Origin of the sequence: Flavobacterium tagetis (genome assembly GCF_016735615.1) — a bacterium.
Lineage (GTDB): Bacteria > Bacteroidota > Bacteroidia > Flavobacteriales > Flavobacteriaceae > Flavobacterium > Flavobacterium tagetis.
In genome coordinates, this window is the sequence record NZ_JAERSF010000003.1 from 631,300 (window position 1) to 654,064 (window position 22,765).

Here is a 22,765-nt window from a genome sequence, read left to right on the forward strand (position 1 = left end):
TAAAAATGTTTGTCCAAATGAGACTTTCATAGCGTAAAATTTTCCTTTTTCGCGTAATTTTTCCGCTTAGGAGTTCGCCGTTTGAAGCATTTCTAGACTTAATTATAGAAAAATTGGTTACTTTTTAAAATGCTTTACAAAAAGCTCTAAAAGTGGTTATAAAATCATATTTGTAAATAAGTTATTGATTATTAATGCGTTGTGTTTGTTAGGCTTTTTGAAAAATAAGAAGTCAAATTATTGTAAAGAAAATGAATGAAAAACTGCATTAAATTTAACAGCAAAATTGTTGTAACTATCACACAAACTTTTATTTTTGTGGCTTAATTTAACAATATATAAGCATGAAAGATTTATTAGTAAAAATCAACGCCGAAATTGAAACATTCAAAGCTGAAGCTGAATCTTTGACTGAAAAAGGAATTAAAGCTGCTGGACCAAGAGCACGTAAATCAACTTTAGAAATTGAAAAACTTTTAAAAGAGTTCAGAAAAGTTTCTATCGAAGAATCAAAAAAATAATACAACTAAGACCTCGTCCAAAAGACGAGGTTTTTTTTTGAAAAAGCACAAAGCACAAAGCACAAAGTATTAAAGTTAGAGTGCAAAGTTTAGACAAAGAAGAGAAAACTTAGAAACTTAGCATCTTAAATTGAATTCCTATCAATAAAATTAAAAGGAACTTTTACTTGACCTTTTTCTTTATTTAAGATCATTCTCGCGGCAGTTTCTCCCATTACATTAAAATCGGTCGACATTACGGTAATGCCAAGTAAGTCTTTTAGAGGAGTGTCGTTATAAGAGATAACGCCGATATCTTTTCCTAAAACAAATTCTTCATCACGAATCTGTTTCACTAAATTCACCAAATCAGATTCTTCGATAGTGATAAATAGATCTCCTTTTTTAAGAATCATATCATCATAAACTTCGCTTAAAATCTCAAAATTGATTTCGTGCTCAACACAGAATTTTCTAAATCCGTGCAAAATTCTTCTAGGATAAGGATAAACCGCTTTATCAGGATATACTAGAATTAAACGCTTGTATTTTGATATTTTAGAAAGACCTTCTTTTAAGGCATTATAAATATCATTTTCAAAATCCTGATAGATCTTAATTACGTTGTCGCCAGTTCCTAGTTTGATATTATCTAAAACGACTAATTTTTCCTGTGGAATTTTTTTAATAGCATCTACAACTTCATCTGTAAAACTTAAGTGTTTTAATTCGTCAGTTTTAAAGTGAGTTGTAATAACATAATAATCGTAAGCACCTTCAAACTTATCTAAGATATTCAAGAATAAAGTCTCATCGCAGTGGTAAATTTGAAGGTCAACATGTGCATTTGCTCCTAAAGTATCAATAAAAGAGCTATAAGTTTTCATTTTATAGGAACTCAATTTATTGGTCAAAAACAAAATATTGACTTTAGATTCCAATTTTGTTCGGGTAATATAGTAGCCTTTTCCTCTAATGGAAGAAATGATTTTCCTTTCTTTTAAAATATTATAAGCCTTTTCAACAGTATCACGAGACATATAAAATTCTTCACTGAAACTATTAATAGAGGGAATTTTTTGATTTATTTTTAAATTTCCGTTGGCGATGTTCTGAAGAATAGAATCTACAATCTGTTTGTATTTCGGAACTCTTGAATCTTCATCTATTTTAATAAGTTTAATCATGTTCATTGTTGGAAGTACGTTTCGTATTTCAACGAAACCCATTTTAATTCTACGGTTTTAAAAAAAATCTCTTATTTGAAGATAAATCTATCACGCAAAATCATTTTGCATATCAAAAAAGAGAATTTAGCAAGGCTTGTAATCTTTTTTTTATGATTTTTAAATTTTAACCCAAATGCGGAATTAATAATTGCGAAATCGATTGCTAAAATAGCCATTTTAAATTTATTTACCCAATAATTAGAAGTGCTTATTTCTAATAATCCTTAGTTTTAACAAAAAATATGAAATCCGTAAAGGATAGTACAGGACAGTTTTCTTTTTGACATTCTCTTATTTTACAAAACCAAATTACTAACAAACTTTACCTAAACCAAAAACAATAATATGGAATCATTATTAGGAATTATTTTTCACTCTATCGGAGGATTTTCTTCAGGTAGTTTTTATATGCCTTTTAAAAAAGTGAAAGATTGGGCTTGGGAAAGCTATTGGCTTGTGGGAGGATTTTTCTCTTGGCTGATTGTTCCGCCAATTGCAGCGTACTTAACGATTCCAAATTTTACAGAAATTATTGCAGCAGCGTCTCCATCTATAAAGTCTTTTACTTTTTTAATGGGATTAATCTGGGGAATTGGTGGTTTAACATACGGTTTAGGCGTTCGTTACTTAGGAATGTCTCTAGGAAATTCAATTACTTTAGGATTCTGCTCTGCATTTGGAGCTTTAGTTCCTTCAATTTATTATGATTTTGTTCCGACAGAAGGTAAGATTTCATTTTCTCATATGATTTCTAATCCGGGAGGTCAACTGGTTTTATTGGGTGTAGTTGTGTATCTAATCGGAATTGCTATTTCTGGAAAAGCAGGAATGCTAAAAGAGAAAGATTTTGCAACTGGTCATGAAGATAAAGACAAAGATTTCAACTTGGTAAAGGGGTTAATCGTAGCTGTGATTTCTGGAATTTTAAGTTCATTCTTTAATTACGGAATCGAAGCTGGAAAATCTATGGCAGAACAAGCTGTAGTAAATGGAGCTAATCCTTTGTTTCAAAACAATGTGACTTATGTTGTTTTGCTTTGGGGAGGATTGACCACCAATTTTATCTGGTGCCTTTATTTGAATTTTAAAAACAAATCAATTAAAAATTATACTGATAAATCTACTCCAATAACTAAAAATGTTTTGTTTTCTGCTCTTGCTGGAACCATGTGGTTTTTACAGTTTTTCTTTTACGGAATGGGCGAAAGCAAACTAGGAAATGGTGCCAGTTCATGGATTTTGCACATGGCAACAATCATTTTAACAGCAAACTTTTGGGGATTTTATTTGAAAGAATGGAAAGGGGTTTCTAAAAAAACAATGAGAACTTTTTTCTGGGGAATTGGGCTTATCATGCTTGCAATCGTTTTGGTAGGAATTGGTAATTCATTATAAATAGAAGAAATAATTTAAAATAGTATATGTCGAATACAAACACAATTAATAATATGAATTTTAAGCATGTAAGCTACCTTTGGGATGAGGCTAAGGCAGCAGCATTAGCAGGTGATGAAGTAGCGCTTTTTATTTATCGTTCTAACTTGTTAGGGGCTGATTTAAGATTGACCAACTACGGCGGTGGAAACACTTCTGTGAAGATTACAGACAAAGATCCTCTTACTGGAGAATCTTCTGAAGTAATGTGGATTAAAGGTTCTGGTGGAGATATCGGAACGTTGACAAAATCAGGTTGTGCGGCTTTGTATTTGGACAGACTTCGTAATCTTGAAAACGTTTACAGAGGAATTGAGTTTGAAGATGAAATGGTAGAATTATTCAACCATTGTATTTTTGATTTAGCTTCAAAAGCGCCTTCTATCGATACGCCTTTACATGGTTTTCTTCCGTTCAAACATATTGATCACTTGCATCCAGACGCGGCAATTGCTATCGCTGCTGCGAAAGATGGAAAGAAAATCACAGAAGAATTATTCAACGGAGAAATCGGGTGGGTAGGCTGGCAGCGTCCAGGATTTGATCTTGGCCTTCAGTTGAGAGCTTGTTTAGAAGAGGCAGAAAAAAACGGTAAAAAACTACGCGGAATCATGTTAGGTTCTCATGGTTTATTTACTTGGGGAGATACTGCGTTTGATAGTTATATTAATACGCTGGAAGTAATCGAGAAATGCGCTTCATATCTAGAAGATAATTACGGAAAAAAACGTCCAGTTTTTGGAGGAAAGAAAATCGACAGCCTTCCAGAGGCAGATCGTAAATTGAAAGCAGCAAAAGTAGCTCCAATTTTAAGAGGGTTTTGTTCATCAGAACGTCAGATGATTGGTCATTATACAGACGACGCAAGAGTTTTGGAATTTATTAATTCTAATGATTTGGCGAAATTAGCTCCATTAGGAACATCTTGTCCAGACCACTTCTTGAGAACTAAAATCAGTCCATTGGTTTTAGAATTAGATCCAAACGAAGATTTATCGGATGTTGATGCAATCAAAGCAAAATTAGCTCCAGCTTTTGAAGCTTACCGTGCAATGTACAAAGACTATTACAATGCATGCAAAAAATCAAATTCGCCAGCAATGCGTGACCCAAATCCTGTGGTTATTTTATATCCTGGTGTTGGAATGTTCACTTTTGCTAAAGATAAAACGATGGCTCGTTTAGCATCTGAGTATTATATCAATGCAGTAAACGTAATGAAAGGTGCTGAAGCAGTTTCAGAATACACTTCTTTGCCACACCAAGAAGCTTTTGATATAGAATATTGGTTATTGGAAGAGGCTAAATTACAGCGTATGCCGAAACCAAAAGCATTATCTGGAAGAGTGGCTTTGATCACTGGTTCTGCGGGCGGAATTGGTAAAGCTATCGCTAAAAAATTCGCTCAAGAAGGAGCTTGTGTGGTAATCAACGATATTAACGAAGAACGTTTAGAAGGCGCAACTGCTGAGTTTATTAAAGCTTTTGGTAAAGATGCCGTTTCTAGCACTTTATTGAATGTTACTGACGAAGTGAGTACAGAAAAAGCATTGGATGAAGCTTCTTTAGCTTTTGGAGGTGTTGACATTGTGGTAAATAATGCTGGAATTAGTATTTCAAAATCTATCGCAGAACACACTTTAGAAGAATGGGATAGATTATACGATATCTTGGTAAAAGGACAATTTATTGTTTCTAAAGCGGGAATCGAAGTAATGCGCAAGCAAGGTTTTGGAGGAGATATTGTAAATATCGTTTCTAAAAATGCTGTTGTTGCTGGTCCAAATAACCCAGGTTATGGTTCGGCAAAAGCTGCTCAAGCGCACTTAACACGTTTAATGGCTGCAGAGCTTGGAGCTGATAAAATTCGCGTCAATACAGTAAATCCTGATGCTGTAATTTCAGACTCAAACATTTGGTCTGGAGGATGGGCAGAAGGTCGTGCAAAAGCATACGGAATTACAGTTGAAGAACTTCCGGCTTACTATGCAAAACGTACGTTGTTAAATGAAATCATATTGCCTGATGATATCGCAAATGCTTGTTTTGCTTTTGTTGGAGGTTTCCTGAATAAATCGACGGGAAATGCCTTAAACGTAGACGGCGGCGTAGCAATGGGCTTTTATAGATAAAGATTGTTTAGGTTTTTTATATAAGTTTGTTTAAGCAAAAGTGGTTTTTTGTGGTCTAGCGTTCGAATTCCTTCGAACGTTAGATTTTTTTAGCATATAACAATTCGCTTTAACAAAGAAAACTTAACAAAAAAGTGAAGTACAACCAGAGTTTAGTTGCTATAAAATTTTTAAGTTGAAAAATAGTAAACACATGGAAATTATAGAACGCGGATGACACGGATTCGCTATCGCGAAAACGCTGATTGACGCTGTTTTTTTTAAAATTACCTTTTTTAAAAATCCGTTTTTTTTCCGCGTCTTCGCGATAGCGAATCCGTAAAATCAGCGTCTAAAATTTCGGCACTAAAACAACGATGTAATGTGTTAAAAAAATATACTAAACGTATAAAATTTATACCTTGTAAACTCTATTAAAATATCAATAACTATGTTAATCGGATCAAACCACATCGAATCTCATAACGAAGATTTATTAAAAAAACACCAAAATAAATTAGTTTTTACAGTATCAGAAATAAATGATACAGAAGCGATTATTCAAAAATTAATCGACTTTCAAATTGCAATTCCATCTTGGGCTTTAGGAACAGGAGGAACAAGATTCGGACGTTTCGCTGGTGGAGGAGAACCTCGTTCATTAGAAGAAAAAATTGAAGATGTTGGTTTGCTTCACAAATTAAATAATGCTTCGGGAGCGATTTCACTTCATATTCCGTGGGATATCCCGACAGATTATAAAGCAATCAAAACACTTGCAAATCAGCATGGTTTGAAGTTTGATGCAATGAATTCAAATACATTCCAAGATCAGGCAAGCTCTGAGCATACTTACAAATACGGGTCATTACAAAACGTTAACAAAGCAGTTCGTAAACAGGCAATTGCTCATAACATAGAAGTAATTAAACACGGAATCGAATTAGGATCTGAGTCTTTAACAGTTTGGCTAGCAGACGGATCTAATTTTCCTGGGCAATTAAACTTTAGAAAAGCCTATCAAAATACATTAGAAAGTTTAGAAGAAATCTACGATGCATTGCCTTCAAACTGGAAATTATTTTTAGAATATAAATGTGCTGAGCCTAACTTTTATTCTACGACTGTAGCAGATTGGGGGCAGTCTTATTCGTATGTTAAAAAGTTAGGCGACAAAGCGCAGACATTAGTAGATTTAGGTCACCATCTTCCAAACGCTAATATTGAACAGATTGTTTCTTTATTATTAATGGAAAACAAATTAGGAGGTTTCCACTTTAACGATTCAAAATATGGAGACGACGATTTAACTGCTGGTGCATTAAAACCATATCAATTATTCTTAATTTTTAATGAATTAGTAGAAGGAATGGATGCAAGAGGAATGAATCACGCTAAAGATTTAGGCTGGATGATCGATGCTTCTCATAACATTAAAGATCCATTGGAAGATTTATTACAGTCAGTTGAAGCGATTATGATTGCTTATGCGCAGGCACTTTCTGTTGACAGAAAAGCATTGGAAAAAGCTCAGGAAGAAAATGACGTCGTAAAAGCACAAGAAATTCTTCAAAATGCTTTCCGTACAGACGTTCGCGCATTAGTTGCTGAAGCTCGTCTACGTTCTGGAGCGGCTTTAAACCCTGTAGCATTATACCGTTCGATTCAAGTAAGACAAAATCTAATTGAAGAAAGAGGTTTAAAAACAATGGCCACTGGGTTGTAGTTATAAATTATGAATTATGAGTTATAAGTTGAGTCTTTTTGTGTTTTTGTTAAAAACATAAAAAGCTTAACTTAAACATAAAAATCATAATTCAAGAACTCATAACTTAAAACTCATAACTCATAATAAAAAAAATGAATGTAGTTGCGATTTTTGATATTGGTAAAACAAACAAAAAGGTTTTTTTATTTAACGAAAATTATAAAATTGTCTGGGAAAAATCAGTAAATCTGGAGGAAACCACAGACGAAGACGGATTTCCGTGCGAAGATATCGAAGTGCTTAAAAATTGGATTTTAGATCGATTATCTGAAATAAAAGAGCTTAAAGATTATGTTTTAAAAGCCATCAATTTCAGCACTTACGGAGCAAGTTTTGTTTATATAGACGAAAACGGAAAAGTTTTAACTCCTCTGTATAATTACTTAAAAGATTATCCAGAGGATTTAAAAGCTGATTTCTATGAAAAATACAAAGGAGAAAAAAAGTTTGCTGTAAAAACAGCTTCTCCAGTTTTGGGCAGTTTAAATTCGGGAATGCAGATTTACCGCATAAAAGAACAAAAGCCCGAAATATTTGAAAAAGTAAAATACTGTCTGCATTTGCCTCAGTTTTTAAGTTTTCTTTTAACGAATGAAGCATACGCTGATATTACAAGTATTGGCTGTCACACCAATTTGTGGAATTTCAAAAAAATGAAATATCATAAATGGCTGAAAGAAGAAGGTATTTCAGATAAAATACCACCAATTCATTTTGGAAAAGATGTCATTATGACTCGTGATAATCTGGCCATTGGAGTTGGTCTTCACGATAGTTCATCGGCCATTATTCCGTATACCATCAATTTTACAGAACCTTTTGTGTTATTGTCTACAGGAACTTGGAGTATTTCTCTAAATCCTTTCAATAATAAACCTTTAACTTTTGACGAATCGCAAAACGATTGTCTGTGTTATATGCAATACACAGAGAAGCCCGTAAAAGCGGCTCGTTTATTTGCAGGAAACGAACACGAAGTGCAAACCAAACGTTTGGCGCAGCATTTTAATGTTCCTGTTGATACGTACAAAGAAGTTTATTTTGACAAGAAGATTGTAGCCAATTTGCGAGCCCTTAATTATCAAATTTTTTATCCTAAAAAATACAATTTTGATATCCTGAAAGAATGCCCTTTTCAAAAAAGAGACCTTTCACATTATAAAAATTACGAAACAGCCTATCACCAATTAATGCTGGATTTGGTAGAACAGCAGGTTTTTTCTACCAATTTGGTAATTCATAACAGTCCCGTAAAAAAGATTTTTGTCGACGGAGGTTTCAGTAAAAATTCCATTTATATGAATTTATTGGCAGAAGCTTTTCCAGATATTGAAGTCTATGCTGCATCGATGGCGCAGGCGAGTGCTTTGGGAGCTGCATTGGCGATTCATGATAATTGGAATCCGAAACCAATTCAGAACGATTTAATTGACTTGAAATTCTATAAACATTAGGTAAAAACGATCTGTATGTTGTAAATTTGCTGAGAAACGTATTTTTTACATTTTTACAGTACACGCCAAAATGAACAACACACTAAATACTACAACATGAAAATTGGACTTTTTATACCTTGTTATGTCGACCAATTTTATCCTAAAGTAGGAATCGCAACCTACGAATTACTACAAAAATTAGGTTGTGACGTCGAATTTCCGATGGGGCAAACCTGCTGCGGACAGCCAATGGCCAATAGTGGTTATGCGCATTTAACAAAAGGATGCGACGCCAATTTTATTGCCAATTTTTCTGGATTTGATTACATAGTTTGTCCTTCTGGAAGTTGTGTTTTGCATGTAAAAGACCATTTGCATGACGAAAAACAAGAAGAGAAAGCAACAGCAATAAGAAATACGGTTTACGAACTGACCGAGTTTATAACCGATGTTTTAAAAATTGACCACATTGACGGAAGATTTCCGTTTAAAGTGGGAATGCACGTTAGCTGTCACGGTCAACGTGGTTTAAAGCTTTCGCAAATGTCTGAATTAAATGCACCATTTTTCTCGAAACCAGAACAATTATTGCACAATATTGAAGGTCTTGATTTGGTTGCTTTAACTAGAAAAGATGAATGCTGTGGATTTGGTGGAACGTTCTGCGTTACCGAAGAAGCGGTTTCTGTAAAAATGGGACAAGATCGCATTAAAGATCACGAAAGTCATGACGTGGATTATATTACAGGTGGAGATATGTCTTGCTTAATGCATTTGGATGGAATTCTAAAAAGACAAAAAAGCAGAATTAAAACCATTCATATTGCCGAAATATTAAATTCACTCGAAAACTAAAAATATGAGTAGTTTTTTTAACCGCAAAGTTCGCAAAGAAAAAATACGCAAAGCACGCTAAGAGTAAAAAATCTCTTTGCGAACCTTGCGTAAAAACCTTGCGAACTTTGCGGTTAAATAAATCATTATAAACATTTCAAAATTGACTTTTAAATAATTAAAAATGTCATCAGAAAAAATAATACCGCACAGCGAAGCGGCGGCAAAGTTTAATAAAGATGTAGAGCGTGTCAATTGGCACGATGAAACGCTATGGTTTGTGCGTGCTAAAAGAGATAAATCAGCACATCAAATTGAGGATTGGGAACTGTTGCGTGAAACCGCTTCTCAAATTAAATTTAATGTGCTTTCTAATATTCATGATTATTTAGTTGAATTTGAAGCGAATGCGCAACGAAACGGAATAATCGTGCACTGGGCAGCTGATGCCAAAGAACACAACGAAATTGTGCATTCTATCATGGCTAAACATGATGTAAAGCAAATGGTGAAATCCAAATCGATGCTTACAGAAGAATGCCATTTAAATGATTATTTAGCCGAAAAAGGAATAGAAGTAATCGATTCTGATTTAGGTGAATATATTGTTCAGCTTCGAAAAGAACCGCCAAGCCATATTGTACTTCCGGCGATTCACTTGAAAAAAGAAGATGTAAGCGAAACTTTCCATGAACATTTAGGTACCGAAAAAGGAAATTTCAATCCGCAATATTTGACAGAATCTGCTCGTCATAGTTTGAGAAATACTTTCTTGACAAGAAAAGTAGCTTTGACAGGAGTCAATTTTGCTGTTGCAGAAACGGGTGAATTTGTGGTTTGTACCAACGAAGGAAATGCTGATATGGGCGCGCATTTAGCAGACGTTCACATCGCTTGTATGGGATTCGAGAAATTGATTCCGAAAAGAGAGCATTTAGGTGTTTTCTTGCGTTTATTGGCAAGAAGCGCAACAGGACAGCCTATTACTACTTTTTCAAGTCATTTCAAGAAACCAAGAGATGGCAAAGAAATGCATATCGTAATTGTAGACAATGGTAGAAGTACACAATTAGGAAGAGAAGATTTTAGAAATTCGTTAAAATGTATTCGCTGTGGTGCGTGTATGAATACTTGTCCCGTTTACAGACGCAGTGGCGGACACAGTTATCATAATGCGGTTGCGGGACCAATTGGTTCTATTTTAGCCCCCAATTTAGATATGAGCAAAAATGCCGATCTGCCTTTTGCAAGTACGCTTTGTGGTTCCTGTACTAATGTTTGCCCTGTAAAAATTGATATTCACGATCAATTGTACAAATGGCGTCAGGTTTTGGTAAAAGAAGGACATACACCAAAAGCTAAAACTATTGCAATGAAAACAATGGCTACCGTTTTAGCAAATCCGACAGTTTTTAATATTGCTGGAAAATCAGGACGATTTGTAATGAAAAATATTCCTGGAATGGTCAATAATAAAATGAATAAATGGTACGATCAGCGCGAAATGCCTGACGTTCCTGAAGAATCTTTTAGAGAATGGTACAAGAAAAATTCGAGAGAATCTAAAGAAAAAGGAGATGAGTAGTAAAGGCGAAATTTTAAAAAGAATAAAAGCAAATCAGCCAGATTTGGTTTCAGAACTGCCGGATCTAAATCTTTTAGGTTCAGAACAATTTGATGTTTTAGAAACCTATAAAATGGTTTTAAAAGGAATTGGAGGTGATCCTGTAGAAGTTGCAGATTATGATGAAATTATCAATTATATCAAATCAAATTATAATCTCGAGAAAAGATTAGTAACAACACTTCCAGAACTTTCAGAAATAGCTTCTTTAGATTGGAAGACAGTAGATCCCCATTCGCTTCAAGATGTTGAGTTAACGGTTGTAAAAGCACATTTCGGAGTAGCAGAAAACAGTGGACTTTGGGTAACTGACGACATTTTAGGACAGCGAGTTGCACCTTTCATAGCACAATATTTAGCGATTATAGTTCATAAAAAAGATTTTGTGCCAACAATGCAGCAGGCTTATCAAAGAATTGGAAACATGGAATACGGTTTTGGAACTTTTATCGCTGGACCTTCAAAAACAGCAGATATTGAACAATCTCTAGTGCTTGGAGCACATGGTGCTAGAGGATTAATTGTTTTTTTATTGGATTAATAAACCATATATATTTATAAAGAAAAAGCGAGGAATGTTCCTCGCTTTTTTTATTTCTAAAACAGTTTTTAATTAAGCTGTCTGATCGTCAATTGTTGCATCTGGAGCATTTTTCTTTACAGATTCAATTCCGTTTTCTCTAGCAGCTACGCTTTCGTACATTTCGCTAGAGCCAATAATCTGACCATTTCCAGCTTTTAGATTGAAATATGGTTTTCCGTTACTAGATTCTTTTCTGTCATAACGATTATCATCTCCTGCGTTAGTTTTTACAGATTCGATACCGTTATTGCAAGCCGCTTTTGTAGTGTAGCCTTCACTCGTTAGAATGGTTTGACCATTACCAGCTTTCAAATTGAACTGGAACTCTCCGTTGGCTCTAGTAGTGATTACAAATTTTCCCATTTAGTTTATTTTTAAAGTTAGGTAATATATTTTGCTATTGATAAAAATACAAAACTTGTCGATATAAATGATATTGTAAGAAAAAATTATCGTTTTTTATTTGTTAAGGTAAAATATAAATTACTTGGAGGATGTTTTTTGTTGTTTAAATATGTAAGAAATTGTTGTATTTTTGAAAATTAACAAGTAAGAAATATTTATGAAAAAGATTGTTGTATTATTTACAGTTGCAATTACGTTAATGGCATGCAATTCGAAAAAAAAGAAAGAAGAGATTGTGAAAGCAGAAATAGATTCAACAGCTGTAAAAGTAGAGAATGTTGTATCTGAAAATGTTTTGGTGTATGAAGGTTTATTGCCTTGTGCAGATTGTGAAGGAATAGAGACGATTCTAAAAATTGATGTTGTGGATAATAAATTCCAACTATCTAGTACATACAAAGGAAAAAAGCCTGAAACAAACTTTATAGAAAAAGGTAATATCAATACCGAAAGAGGTTTAGAGAAAGATCCTGACGGTACAATTTATATTTTAAATTGGGATAAACCAGAAAAAGATCAGGTTTATTACGGGTATTACAGTAAGAATCCTGAAAAACTATATCTGCTGGATAAAAGCAAAAAAATAATCAAATCTAAGTTGAATTATTTTTTAGAATTAAATGAATAAGCAGATGATTTCTGAAAGAGGATTTTACAAACTTAAATGACTTTCGCGCGTTTAAGTTTGTAATATTTTTTTACTTTTAGGCTAATAAAAGTATCATCAATTCTAATTTCTATTGATGAAGAATACCTATGAAAGAAATCAACGAAATTCTCAAAGCCTATTCGCAAGCAAAATCCGAAGAAAAAAAAACAGCTTTAGCTACAGTAGTTAAAGTTGAAGGTTCCTCATATAGGCAACCTGGTGCTCGTATGCTAGTGACAGAAGATGGACAGCTAACTGGTGCAATAAGCGGAGGATGTCTTGAGGGTGATGCGTTGCGAAAAGCACTTCTTTCCATAAATCAGAAGCAAAATAAACTTGTAACTTATAACACTAGTAACGAAGACGATGCCGAGGTTGGTTTGCAGCTCGGATGCAACGGAATAGTTCATATTCTTTTTGAATATATACATGATGAAGCTGAAAACAATCCGATTCAGCTTTTACAACAATTGGAGTTAGAAAGAAAAGAAGCGGTAATTGTAACCGTTTTTTCTTTGAAAAGAAATGCTTTTCAGATTGGAACAACTTTGTTTTTTAGAAAGGATAGTCCTGTTTTAACTCATAATAACGAAGCTTTAAATTTAATTTCTGATGTCAAAGAAGTTTTGAAAAGCAAAATTTCTACAGTAAAAAAACTTCAAGAAGATAACGATAACGAAGCTTTAATAGAATATATAAAACCATCAATTTCACTCGTAATTGCTGGAGCAGGAAATGATGTTCAGCCACTTACAAAAATAGCGTCTGTTTTAGGGTGGAAAATAACGATTGGAGATGGGCGTGCGACACATGCGACAGCAAAGCGCTTCTCAAAAGCAAATCAAGTTTCGGTGGTAAAGCCAGAACAATTTCTGGATAAAGTAACTATCGATGATCAAACATATTTTCTTTTAATGACGCACAATTACAAATTCGATCTTACGGTTTTAAAATTACTATTGAAGACTAATTGCCATTACATTGGAATTCTCGGTCCAAAATCAAAGTTTAACAGAATGCTCGACGATCTTTTAATAGAAGGAATTACCGTAAACGACGAGCAATTAAGCCGAATTCACAGTCCTATTGGTTTAGATATTGGTGCCGAAAATTCTGAAGAAATAGCCTTGTCAATTGTTTCTGAAATCAAGGCGGTAGCTTCAGCTAGAATTGGAACATCTCTAAAATACAAATCGGGTAAAATACACGATGAAATTTTTTATGAAAAATAACAGTCAAAACAAAACAGGAATTATCGTTCTGGCTGCAGGAAATTCTTCCAGATTGGGAAGGCCTAAACAGTTATTGAAATATAAAGAAACAACTCTGCTGAAAAACACCATTTTAGAAGCTTTAAAGGTTGAAAATTCGTTTGTAATAGTAGTAACGGGTTCAAGCCATATTTTAATCCAAAAAGAGCTTAATTTGTCTGAAATAATATTTTCTTTCAATCCCGAATGGGAAAGCGGAATGTCTTCGTCAATTTTAAAAGGAATTAGTGAATTATTACGTTTAAATCCAGATTGTCAACAAAGTATTATAGCAGTTTGTGACCAGCCTTATGTAACCAATTCAGTTTTTGAAAATTTAATCGACGAATCTAAGAAAACTGGAAAAGGAATTGCAGCATCGGCATATTCAGAAACTTTAGGAACACCAGTTTTATTCCATCAAAAATATTTCAGTGAACTTCTAGAATTGAAAGGACAGGAAGGAGCCAAAAAACTCATTAAAAAATATATTCATGATGTCGTTTCAGTTCCTTTTGAAAGAGGGAATATTGATATTGATACCGAAGAGGATTATAGTAAGTTGATTTCTTGATTTTACCGCTAAGACACAAAGGCACTAAGTTTTTTAAATCTCGCAAAGACGCAGAGACGCAAAGTTTTTAATGTGTTTTTTTGTGTTGCGTCCAGCTTTAGCTGGATGAAACAATAAAAGAAGTAAAAAGGCTTTAGCCAAACAAGTCTTAATTTGGCTAAAGCCTTTAATTCTATTTAAATTTCATACCTCCAACTGGAGGCAATTCATACAATCTTTGCGTCTCTGCGTCTTTGCGAGATTTAAAAAACTTAGTGCCTTTGTGTCTTAGTGGCAAACTCTTTAGCTAAACTCAAAACACGCTCAACAGCAATATCAATTTCCTTAGAAGTAGTAAATCTTCCCAAACTAAAACGAATCGAACTCAAAGCATCTTCATCAGATAATCCCATTGCTTTTAAAACATGAGAAGGTTTAGAAGTAACCGCAGAGCAAGAAGCTCCATTAGAAACAGAAATATTCCCCAAAGCCAGAATCATCTGTTCTGAATTTACGCTAGGAAAACAAATATTAGAAGTATTATAAATTCGGTTTTCAGTATTTCCGTTAACGAAAGAACCTTTAAATTGCAATAATCCTTTTTCAAGTTTATTTCTTAAGACCTCAATTCGTTTTTGGTCTTCCTGTTGTTCTTTTAAAGCAATTTCTGCAGCTTTCCCTAAACCAATAATTCCTGGAACATTCAAGGTGCCACTTCTTAATTTTCTCTGTTGTCCGCCTCCAAGAATCTGAGGGGATAATTTTATTTTGGCTTTCGCCGAAATATATAAAGCGCCGACTCCCTTTGGGCCATAAAATTTATGAGCTGACATTGCCAAAAAATCAATTCCAAGAGCTTTTACATCGATCGGAATTTTACCGACAGCTTGTGTAGCATCACACATAAAAAGCACATTTCGGGTTTTCAGAATTTTAGAAATTTCAGAGATATTTTGCATGACACCTGTTTCATTATTGGAAAACATTCCTATGAAAACCAGTGTTTTATCTGTTGTTATTTCTTTCAAAAGTTGAATATCTAAAAGCCCGTCTGAAGCAGTTGGCAAGTAAGTTACTTCAAAACCAATGCTTTGCATGAAACGGCAAGTTTCTAGAACTGCTTTATGTTCGGTTTGAATGGTAACGATATGTTTTCGATCTTGATTGGCTAAACCTTTTATAGCGAGATTAATCCCTTCTGTAGCACCAGAAGTAAAAATAATTTCATCAGCATCAGCATTAATTAAATCCGCAGTTTGCCAAGCTGCGTTTTCAACGGCTTCTTTTACTGTTAATCCAGCCAAATGTGTACCTGTTGAATTGGCATAAAAATCAGTAAAATATGGGAGCATTGTATTCAAAACTCTATCATCAACAGGAGTTGTGGCATTGTTATCAAGATAAATGATTTTTTGTTGTGGCATATCTTAGGCTTAATATGGTAAAAATACAATTTTATAATCTCGCAAAGTCGCAGAGACGCAAAGTTTAATGCAAAAATTGATTATATAAGTGATGCAAGAATTTTAAGTTTTCTCTTAATTGAATTTATAATACTTATATGGTTTAAAAAACTTTGCGTCTCTGCGGCTTTGCGAGATTTCTTCTTTTTAAACCTTTGCGCGCTTTGCGGCTAAAAAAAAGCAAAATTGTAATTATTCTAAATAAGAGTAATGTTTGAATTTTATAATTTTTTGTTACATAAGATCGCTAAATTTGTTAGAATGACAAAAGCGAATTTGCTAATTTAACAAATAGACTGAATGGCTTCTAAAAAAACAAATCAAGATAAAGTAACGTCGGAAGATGCTAGTTCCCGTCGTGACTTTATAAAGAAATCAGGACTTTTTACCGCTCTTGCCCTGACGCCACCTTCATTGGTTATGGCTTCGGAAAAGAAATGGGATGAAAAAATAGCGGAATATTTAGAAACCGTACCGCTTTCTATCGAAGTAAATGGCACAAAACACAATCTCAATATCGAACCAAGAACCACTTTATTGGATTTGCTTCGCGAACAATTACAGCTTACCGGAACCAAAAAAGGATGTGATCACGGACAATGCGGTGCGTGTACTGTTCACGTAAATGGAACTAGAATTTTGTCGTGTCTGTCTTTGGCAACGATGCAGCAAAATGCTCAGGTAACTACAATTGAAGGACTTTCGAAAGGAAAAAAACTGCATCCCATGCAGGAAGCTTTTATTAAGCACGACGGTTTTCAGTGCGGATATTGCACGCCTGGACAAATCATGTCTGGAATTGCCTGTATCAAAGAAGGTCATGCTAACAGCAGAGAAGAAATTAGTGAATATATGAGCGGTAATATCTGCCGATGTGGTGCTTATCATAACATTGTCGATGCTATAACCGAAGTGAAGGAAGGAGGAAAGGAGATATGAAAAACTTTCAGATAATTAAAGCGCTGTCTTCTTCCTCGGCAGTTACAGGAAAAGCAAAAGATAATTCTTCGATGTTTATTGCGGGTGGAACCAATCTTGTCGACTTAATGAAGAAAAACATCGTTGCTCCAGATAAATTAGTTGACATCAACGGATTAGACTTAAAGAAAATTGAGTTTTTAAAAGGAAAAGTTTCGATCGGTGCTTTGGCAAAAAACAGTCAGGTTGCAGAAGATGCTTCTATAAAAGAAAAATATCCGTTGCTGGCATTGGCTCTAGCAGCTGGAGCTTCTCAGCAAATTCGTCACATGGCGACTGTTGGAGGTAATATGCTGCAGAAAACAAGATGCTCTTATTATTACAATACTGATATGCCCTGTAATAAGCGTGTCCCCAAAAGTGGTTGTGGCGCAATCGGAGGTTCTAACAGAATGGCAGCAGTTTTTGGAACTTCAGATAGTTGTATTGCGGTTCATCCAAGTGATATGTGCGTAGCTTTGGCTGCGCTTGACGCGAAAGTTTTGGTAGAAGGACCAAAAGGAAAACGAGAAATTAATTTTACCGATTTTCATAGGCTTCCAGGAAATATGCCTGAAAAAGACAATACGCTTGACAGCAGAGAATTGATTACGGCTGTTGAAATTCCAGATAATAATTTTACTAAAAATGTTCATTATTTAAAAGTTCGTGACAGAACGAGTTATGCTTTTGCATTGGTGTCTGTTGCTGTGGCTTTAGATATAAAAAATAATACCATAAATGATGTCAGATTGGCTTTGGGCGGTGTGGCACATAAGCCATGGAGATTGACAGAAACAGAAAAATTCCTGAAAGGGAAAACAGTTTCAGAAGATTTATTTAAACAAGCTGGCCATTTGTCTATGAAAGGTGCAAAAGGATTCGGTGATAATAATTTTAAACTTACGCTTGGAGAGAATGCAGTCGCAGAAGCACTTACAATAGCAGCATCAAAATAATTAAATTATGAGCAAGACAAGTAATATTAATAGAGTTGACGGATTTGCTAAAGTAACGGGATCAGCAACTTATTCAGCGGAGTATAAAATGGCAGGTGTTGTCTATGCCTGTTTGGTAGGAAGCACAATTGCTAAAGGAAGAATCAAAACAATTGATACTAAAAAAGCAGAATGGGCCCCAGGAGTTCTGGCGGTAATTACGCATTTGAATGTAGATAAACCTGCTGGCTACGAAAAAGCAAAAGATAAACATAATTTTGGTCAGCCCTTGCAGATTTTCAAGGATGATTCGGTTTTGTATTACGATCAACCAATTGCTTTGGTAATTGCCGATACTTTTGAACGTATGCGATATGCAGCGAGTTTAATTAAAGCCGATTATTTTAAAGAAGAACATTCGACAGAACTTAAAAAAGCAGCTGAAAAAGAAAAGAAAGTCGAAACCGATAAAGGAAATGATTATCATCGTGGTGAACATGACGGTTATAAAAATGCTGAGGTAATTTTAGAAACAGAATATACTATTCCAACCGAGGTTCATAACCCAATGGAACTTGCGAATATCATTGCTAAATGGGACGGAAATAAACCAATCTTATACACCAAAAGTCAAGGTGTTGAAGGAACACGTAGAAGTGTTGCTGGAGTTTTTGGAGTGCCTGTTGAAGACGTTGAGGTTCATGCCGAGTATCTTGGCGGTGCTTTTGGAATGGGATTGCACACTTGGCCGTATGAAATCGCAGCTTTAATTGGAGCTAAAAAATTGAATCGTCCTGTGAAATTAGTACTGCATCGCGAGCAGATGTTTACTAATGTTGGTTTCAGACCTTACACGATTCAGAAAATGGGTCTTGGAGCAACCAAAGATGGAAAACTGACAGGTTTAACGCACGAAGCTGTTGCGATGACTTCGAGCTATGAAGATTTCATGGAAGGAACTGTAAACATGTCCCGATTTATTTATGATTGTCCAAACGTTTCGACTCGTTACAGAATTGTGCCTTTGGATACCTGCACGCCAATCTGGATGCGAGGGCCGGGCGAGGCGACAGGTTCTTTTGCATTAGAATGTGCGATGGATGAAATGGCGTATAAATTAAACTTAGATCCGATTGAATTTCGCAAGCTGAACTATGCCGAGAAAGATCAGGAACAAAATAAACCCTGGAGCAGTAAATTTCTTTTAGAATGTTACGAAGGTGGAATGGAACGCATAGGCTGGAAAAATCGTAAAAATGAACCAGGCTCTGTGAAAGAAGGAAACTGGCTAGTGGGTTACGGAATGGGTACAGGAACTTTTGGCTGCTATAGAAGTGCAACTTCTGTAAAGGCAAAATTTTTAGCGAATGGCGATTTAGTCTTGCAATGCAGTGTTAATGATATGGGACCAGGAACGGCAACTATGATGACTGCCATTGGAGCTGACGTAATAGGTTTGCCAGCTGAAAATGTAATTATCGAAATGGGAAAAAGCGGTTTGCCAAAAGGTCCAACGCAAGGAGGTTCGGCAACGACTTCATCTGTTGGTTCCGCGGTTCATGATGCTTGCAATTTATTGCTGAATAAAATTATTGAATTGGGAAGTAAAAATCCTGCTTTAAAAGGAATCGCTCTAACAGATTTAACTTTTGAAAATGGTGCAGTTTCTTCTAAAAAAGACAAATCTAAATCAGTTACGTTAGCAGCACTTTTAAGCAGTAATAAATTAGAAGATTTTGAAGTGGAAAATCTTTCTAAAGCGGCAGAAGAAGCGAAGAAATATTCAATTTATTCGTTTTCGGTTCATTTTGTAAAAGTATTAGTGAATCCGAATTTGGGTAAAATAAGATTGGCTCATGTTGTGTCTTGTGCTGATATCGGAACCGTAATAAGCCAGAAAACTTCTGCGGGACAAATGTTCGGCGGGGCGGTAGGAGGAATCGGAATGGGATTAATGGAAGCATTAGAAATCGATCATCGTTTTGGACGTCCAATTAATAACAATTTCGCTGATTATCATGTTCCTGTAAATGCAGATATTGAAAAACAAGAAGTTTTCTTCGTGAATAAAAAAGACCCAATAAGTAATCCAATGGGAACAAAAGGTTTGGGAGAAACGGCTTTGGTCGGAATGGCACCAGCAATTGCCAATGCTGTTTTCAATGCAACCGGAAAACGTGTTAGAGATTTACCAATTACATTGGATAAAATTATAAAAACCGTAAAGGTTTAAAATTAAAAAAGAATTACAATAATCCCTTTGAAAAAGAATTTTAAAGGGATTTTTTTGTGCTATGAGAAAGTCTTACAAAGCAGAAGAATAGTAAAGTTTTTTTCGACAGATTATCACACAATCTTGTCATTTCGACGAAGGAGAAATCTTCGCAATTAGCTCCGCAATAATAAGCCAATCTTTGTAGAGTTTCTCGTGGAGATTTCTCCTTCGTCGAAATGACAAAAATGGGGTTGCTTTGCCCCAAAAAAAATCGCAAAGCTTAAAAAAACTTTGCGACTTTGTGCCTTCGCGGCGTATATTAGTAAAACTTATTTAACCGTAATTGGCAATTCAACCGTTGTTTTATCCCAACCGATAACAAGATTTGCTATGTTGCCTTGAGTTGTAAAAGCAATAGATAAAGCTTCGATAGTTTCACCCACAGATTTAACTGGAACTGAAACTCTTACAACGTCTTTGCTTTCATCGTAAGCATAACCACCCCATAAATCCAATTCTTTATTGATGATGATTGTCCATTTATCTTTTTCAGGAATAGCAAATAAACTGTAGTATCCAGCAGGAACTTTTTTACCGCCGATTGTTACGTCTTTGTAGAATTTAATCTCAGTATTTTCATTAGCACCAACTCTCCAGATTTCGCCAAATTTTACAACGTCACCAAAAATAGTTCTTCCTTTTGCAGAAGGTCTTGCGTAAGTAACTTTAATAACTGGGTTTGGGTTATCCGTTTTTTTAAATTTAACCGCTTTGTTTGGGAAATAAGAAATATCAACAGGACTATTGTCTAATGGAGCAAATTTTACTACATCTTGTGCCTGAACGGTAAAAGCAGCAAACAAAGTAACTGCTAGTAAATAGAATTTTTTCATGGTTTACAATTTTTAGATTAACTACAAAGTAAATTAATAATGAAGAAAAATCATATAATTTGGCACCTGTTTTTTGTTAATGAATTGGTAATGACGAATTAATTCTGATATTCCTTTTTCTTCTTTGCATACCAATCCTGCATAATGTAGAAAGCTTTTTTCTTTTCGCCATCATTTGAAATTAAGCCTTTTCGATTGTAACCGTCCTGAATACCTGGAAGCAATCTTTTTGGCGATCTGAAATCAACCAAAATCCACGGACTTGTTCCGCTTAAGTGAGGAATCTTTTCAATCATTTTTAAATTCTGAATGTATAAATATTCCTGATATTCCTCAGTCCAACGTTCGTTTTTCTCTCCGTGAAAACCCGCTTTGGCATCACCTCCAAATTCAGAAACAAAAACAGGTTTATTGTATTTAGATTTCCATGTTATTTTCTCAGCATCTTCCAAGTTTCCGCCATACCAGCCCAAATATTGATTGAAAGCCACAACATCCAAAACTTCTCCAATAGGATCATCAATAGTTTCTTTTTTGGTTAATAAAGCAGCGCTAATTAATCTAGTATTGTCTAATGATCTGGTGTGAGATGCCAAATTTTTAATGAAAGTATTTCTAGCTTCCGAAATTGGAGTTTCATTTGCCATCGACCAAATCACAATACTAGCTCTATTTTTATCTCTTGTGATAGCAGCAGTTAATTGATCTTGAGCATTTTTATATGTGTTTTCGTTTTTAAATTCAACTGTCCAGTACACCGGAATTTCTTCCCAAACCATTAAACCTAATTTATCAGCTTCTCTAACCATGTTCTCGTTATGCGGATAATGCGCCAGACGAACATAATTACAACCTAATTCTTTTGCCCAGTTTAATAAACGTAAAGCATCTTCTTGAGAATTTGCGCGGCCTCCTTTGGCATTTTCTTCGTGAATTGAAATTCCGCGTAAAAAGACTGGTTTTCCGTTCAACAGAATTTGATCTTCTTTTGTTTCTATAGTTCTAAAACCAATTTGATCGTTTAATTTTTTTCCGTTAAAGTCAATCGTAACATCATATAATTTTGGATTTTCTGGCGACCAATAAGAGATTTTTTTAGCAGGAATTTCGAAATTCAAGATTCCGTCAGCACCAATTTTTCCTTTATAATTGATTTTTAATTCAGGAATAGAAATCGACGCATTATTCTGCGTAGCTTCTAGATTGTTAATTTTAATGAAACCAGAAATGACATTTGCATTTCCTTTTTTAAGCTGAATAGTATAATCTTCTACAAAAGAAGCTTCTTCTTCAATTAAAGTTACATCACGAGTTATTCCTCCATAATTCCACCAATCAGTATTTACTGTTGGAACATCTTCTTTGTGACGTGTATTATCAACTTTAATTACTAAATAATTTCCAGTAGGTTTTACGATTGAAGTTACTTCGTAATTAAAAGGAGTGAAACCACCTTCGTGAGTTCCAAGTTTTTTTCCGTTCAAATAAACATCAGCTTTGTAATTGATAGCTCCCAAATATAAAAACAGACGTTTATTAGCCACTAAATTGTAATCGAAGGACTTTTTGAACCAAACATTTCCTTCGTAATATTTTAGTTCCGTAACCTGCGAATTCCAATCGCCTGGAATATTGATTGTAGGCGATTTATCAAAATCATATTCTACTAATTCCTGTTTGTTTTGAGCATGATAATTGGTAAAAAAAGCTCCTTTTGCTGGTTTTTCACTTTTGTCGTATTGGTCAAGGTGAAAACTGTAAAAGCCTGTTTGATATGGATCTATAATATAATTCCAAACTCCATTTAAAGAAGTGGTGTTTCGGTTGGGTACGTTAGAAATTAAACCTTGTGATTGTCCAATTGCGAACGATGTCAGGAATAATAATGTTAGAATTTTTTTCATTTTGTAAAATTAATTTTTG

Annotated in this window: 19 protein-coding genes; 14 read left to right on the forward strand and 5 right to left on the reverse strand. The window is 34.7% G+C overall.

Translation table 11 applies throughout. The annotated features are described in order from the left end of the window. The first annotated feature begins 344 nt into the window (after positions 1-344). The gene (locus tag JI750_RS16785; RefSeq protein WP_008467640.1) at positions 345-521 is read left to right on the forward strand and encodes a BF3379 family histone-like protein; all 177 of its coding nucleotides are present in this window, start codon (positions 345-347) and stop codon (positions 519-521) included. A gap of 125 nt (positions 522-646) precedes the next feature. On the opposite strand, the gene JI750_RS16790 is transcribed toward JI750_RS16785, so the two are convergent. Then, entirely contained in the window at positions 647-1,687 is a 1,041-nt protein-coding gene (locus tag JI750_RS16790; RefSeq protein ID WP_202005221.1) for a GntR family transcriptional regulator, read from the reverse strand. A 387-nt stretch (positions 1,688-2,074) separates the two neighbouring features. Here JI750_RS16790 and rhaT point away from each other — a divergent pair, with 387 nt between their 5' ends. The 7 genes from rhaT (at position 2,075) to JI750_RS16825 (ending at position 11,477) form a co-directional block, all read left to right on the forward strand. Then, positions 2,075-3,124 carry an L-rhamnose/proton symporter RhaT gene (gene rhaT, locus JI750_RS16795; protein ID WP_202004625.1) on the forward strand — a complete coding sequence of 350 codons (1,050 nt, stop codon included), beginning with the start codon at positions 2,075-2,077 and terminating at the stop codon, positions 3,122-3,124. 26 nt (positions 3,125-3,150) lie between these two features. After that, positions 3,151-5,295 (forward strand): bifunctional aldolase/short-chain dehydrogenase, encoded by a 2,145-nt coding sequence (locus JI750_RS16800; RefSeq protein WP_202004628.1) that lies wholly within the window; start codon positions 3,151-3,153, stop codon positions 5,293-5,295. Between the two features lie 430 nt (positions 5,296-5,725). After that, a complete protein-coding gene (locus JI750_RS16805) occupies positions 5,726-7,000 on the forward strand; it encodes a sugar isomerase (protein ID WP_202004631.1) in 1,275 nt (424 codons plus the stop codon). A gap of 134 nt (positions 7,001-7,134) precedes the next feature. After that, positions 7,135-8,496, forward strand: a complete 1,362-nt coding sequence (locus JI750_RS16810) for an FGGY-family carbohydrate kinase (RefSeq protein WP_202004634.1) — start codon at positions 7,135-7,137, stop codon at positions 8,494-8,496. Positions 8,497-8,592: 96 nt separating this feature from the next. Beyond that, positions 8,593-9,333: a (Fe-S)-binding protein gene (locus tag JI750_RS16815; RefSeq protein WP_202004637.1), complete on the forward strand. Its 741-nt coding sequence runs from the start codon at positions 8,593-8,595 to the stop codon at positions 9,331-9,333. Between the two features lie 163 nt (positions 9,334-9,496). After that, positions 9,497-10,897, forward strand: coding sequence for a lactate utilization protein B (locus tag JI750_RS16820; RefSeq protein WP_202004640.1), 1,401 nt, complete (start codon positions 9,497-9,499; stop codon positions 10,895-10,897). Next, positions 10,890-11,477: a LutC/YkgG family protein gene (locus tag JI750_RS16825; RefSeq protein ID WP_202004644.1), complete on the forward strand. Its 588-nt coding sequence runs from the start codon at positions 10,890-10,892 to the stop codon at positions 11,475-11,477. Before JI750_RS16820 ends, JI750_RS16825 begins: the two co-directional genes overlap by 8 nt. 72 nt (positions 11,478-11,549) lie before the next feature. On the opposite strand, the gene JI750_RS16830 is transcribed toward JI750_RS16825, so the two are convergent. Next, on the reverse strand, positions 11,550-11,882 hold the full coding sequence (locus tag JI750_RS16830) for a YegP family protein (RefSeq protein ID WP_202004647.1): 333 nt from the start codon (positions 11,880-11,882) through the stop codon (positions 11,550-11,552). Between the two features lie 199 nt (positions 11,883-12,081). Here JI750_RS16830 and JI750_RS16835 point away from each other — a divergent pair, with 199 nt between their 5' ends. From JI750_RS16835 to JI750_RS16845, 3 genes are all read left to right on the forward strand, one after another. Further along, entirely contained in the window at positions 12,082-12,552 is a 471-nt protein-coding gene (locus JI750_RS16835) for a copper resistance protein NlpE N-terminal domain-containing protein (protein ID WP_202004650.1), read from the forward strand. Between the two features lie 128 nt (positions 12,553-12,680). After that, positions 12,681-13,805: an XdhC family protein gene (locus tag JI750_RS16840; RefSeq protein WP_202004653.1), complete on the forward strand. Its 1,125-nt coding sequence runs from the start codon at positions 12,681-12,683 to the stop codon at positions 13,803-13,805. Then, positions 13,795-14,397, forward strand: a complete 603-nt coding sequence (locus JI750_RS16845; protein WP_236673066.1) for a nucleotidyltransferase family protein — start codon at positions 13,795-13,797, stop codon at positions 14,395-14,397. The genes JI750_RS16840 and JI750_RS16845 overlap by 11 nt, the downstream gene beginning before the upstream one ends. 251 nt (positions 14,398-14,648) lie before the next feature. Here the strand turns inward: JI750_RS16845 and JI750_RS16850 are convergent, their stop codons facing one another. Next, positions 14,649-15,800, reverse strand: coding sequence for a cysteine desulfurase family protein (locus JI750_RS16850; protein ID WP_202004659.1), 1,152 nt, complete (start codon positions 15,798-15,800; stop codon positions 14,649-14,651). A gap of 339 nt (positions 15,801-16,139) precedes the next feature. Between JI750_RS16850 and JI750_RS16855 the strand changes: the two genes are divergently transcribed. Genes JI750_RS16855 through JI750_RS16865 form a run of 3 tightly spaced genes read left to right on the forward strand, consistent with a single transcriptional unit; the run spans position 16,140 to position 19,967 of the window. Beyond that, positions 16,140-16,778 carry a 2Fe-2S iron-sulfur cluster-binding protein gene (locus tag JI750_RS16855; RefSeq protein WP_202004662.1) on the forward strand — a complete coding sequence of 213 codons (639 nt, stop codon included), beginning with the start codon at positions 16,140-16,142 and terminating at the stop codon, positions 16,776-16,778. After that, positions 16,775-17,755, forward strand: a complete 981-nt coding sequence (locus JI750_RS16860) for an FAD binding domain-containing protein (RefSeq protein WP_202004665.1) — start codon at positions 16,775-16,777, stop codon at positions 17,753-17,755. Before JI750_RS16855 ends, JI750_RS16860 begins: the two co-directional genes overlap by 4 nt. 7 nt (positions 17,756-17,762) lie before the next feature. Then, positions 17,763-19,967 (forward strand): xanthine dehydrogenase family protein molybdopterin-binding subunit, encoded by a 2,205-nt coding sequence (locus JI750_RS16865; protein WP_202004668.1) that lies wholly within the window; start codon positions 17,763-17,765, stop codon positions 19,965-19,967. Between the two features lie 311 nt (positions 19,968-20,278). On the opposite strand, the gene JI750_RS16870 is transcribed toward JI750_RS16865, so the two are convergent. Beyond that, positions 20,279-20,842: a DUF2911 domain-containing protein gene (locus tag JI750_RS16870; protein ID WP_202004671.1), complete on the reverse strand. Its 564-nt coding sequence runs from the start codon at positions 20,840-20,842 to the stop codon at positions 20,279-20,281. A gap of 98 nt (positions 20,843-20,940) precedes the next feature. Then, on the reverse strand, positions 20,941-22,746 hold the full coding sequence (locus JI750_RS16875; protein ID WP_202004674.1) for a glycoside hydrolase family 2 protein: 1,806 nt from the start codon (positions 22,744-22,746) through the stop codon (positions 20,941-20,943). Between the last annotated feature and the right edge of the window lie 19 nt (positions 22,747-22,765).

Coding starts and splice junctions, on each gene's coding strand:
- JI750_RS16785 (WP_008467640.1), top strand. CDS start 345: ATGAAAGATTTATTAGTAAAAATCAACGCCGAAATTGAAACATTCAAA.
- JI750_RS16790 (WP_202005221.1), bottom strand. CDS start 1,687: ATGATTAAACTTATTAAAATAGATGAAGATTCAAGAGTTCCGAAATAC.
- rhaT (WP_202004625.1), top strand. CDS start 2,075: ATGGAATCATTATTAGGAATTATTTTTCACTCTATCGGAGGATTTTCT.
- JI750_RS16800 (WP_202004628.1), top strand. CDS start 3,151: ATGTCGAATACAAACACAATTAATAATATGAATTTTAAGCATGTAAGC.
- JI750_RS16805 (WP_202004631.1), top strand. CDS start 5,726: ATGTTAATCGGATCAAACCACATCGAATCTCATAACGAAGATTTATTA.
- JI750_RS16810 (WP_202004634.1), top strand. CDS start 7,135: ATGAATGTAGTTGCGATTTTTGATATTGGTAAAACAAACAAAAAGGTT.
- JI750_RS16815 (WP_202004637.1), top strand. CDS start 8,593: ATGAAAATTGGACTTTTTATACCTTGTTATGTCGACCAATTTTATCCT.
- JI750_RS16820 (WP_202004640.1), top strand. CDS start 9,497: ATGTCATCAGAAAAAATAATACCGCACAGCGAAGCGGCGGCAAAGTTT.
- JI750_RS16825 (WP_202004644.1), top strand. CDS start 10,890: ATGAGTAGTAAAGGCGAAATTTTAAAAAGAATAAAAGCAAATCAGCCA.
- JI750_RS16830 (WP_202004647.1), bottom strand. CDS start 11,882: ATGGGAAAATTTGTAATCACTACTAGAGCCAACGGAGAGTTCCAGTTC.
- JI750_RS16835 (WP_202004650.1), top strand. CDS start 12,082: ATGAAAAAGATTGTTGTATTATTTACAGTTGCAATTACGTTAATGGCA.
- JI750_RS16840 (WP_202004653.1), top strand. CDS start 12,681: ATGAAAGAAATCAACGAAATTCTCAAAGCCTATTCGCAAGCAAAATCC.
- JI750_RS16845 (WP_236673066.1), top strand. CDS start 13,795: ATGAAAAATAACAGTCAAAACAAAACAGGAATTATCGTTCTGGCTGCA.
- JI750_RS16850 (WP_202004659.1), bottom strand. CDS start 15,800: ATGCCACAACAAAAAATCATTTATCTTGATAACAATGCCACAACTCCT.
- JI750_RS16855 (WP_202004662.1), top strand. CDS start 16,140: ATGGCTTCTAAAAAAACAAATCAAGATAAAGTAACGTCGGAAGATGCT.
- JI750_RS16860 (WP_202004665.1), top strand. CDS start 16,775: ATGAAAAACTTTCAGATAATTAAAGCGCTGTCTTCTTCCTCGGCAGTT.
- JI750_RS16865 (WP_202004668.1), top strand. CDS start 17,763: ATGAGCAAGACAAGTAATATTAATAGAGTTGACGGATTTGCTAAAGTA.
- JI750_RS16870 (WP_202004671.1), bottom strand. CDS start 20,842: ATGAAAAAATTCTATTTACTAGCAGTTACTTTGTTTGCTGCTTTTACC.
- JI750_RS16875 (WP_202004674.1), bottom strand. CDS start 22,746: ATGAAAAAAATTCTAACATTATTATTCCTGACATCGTTCGCAATTGGA.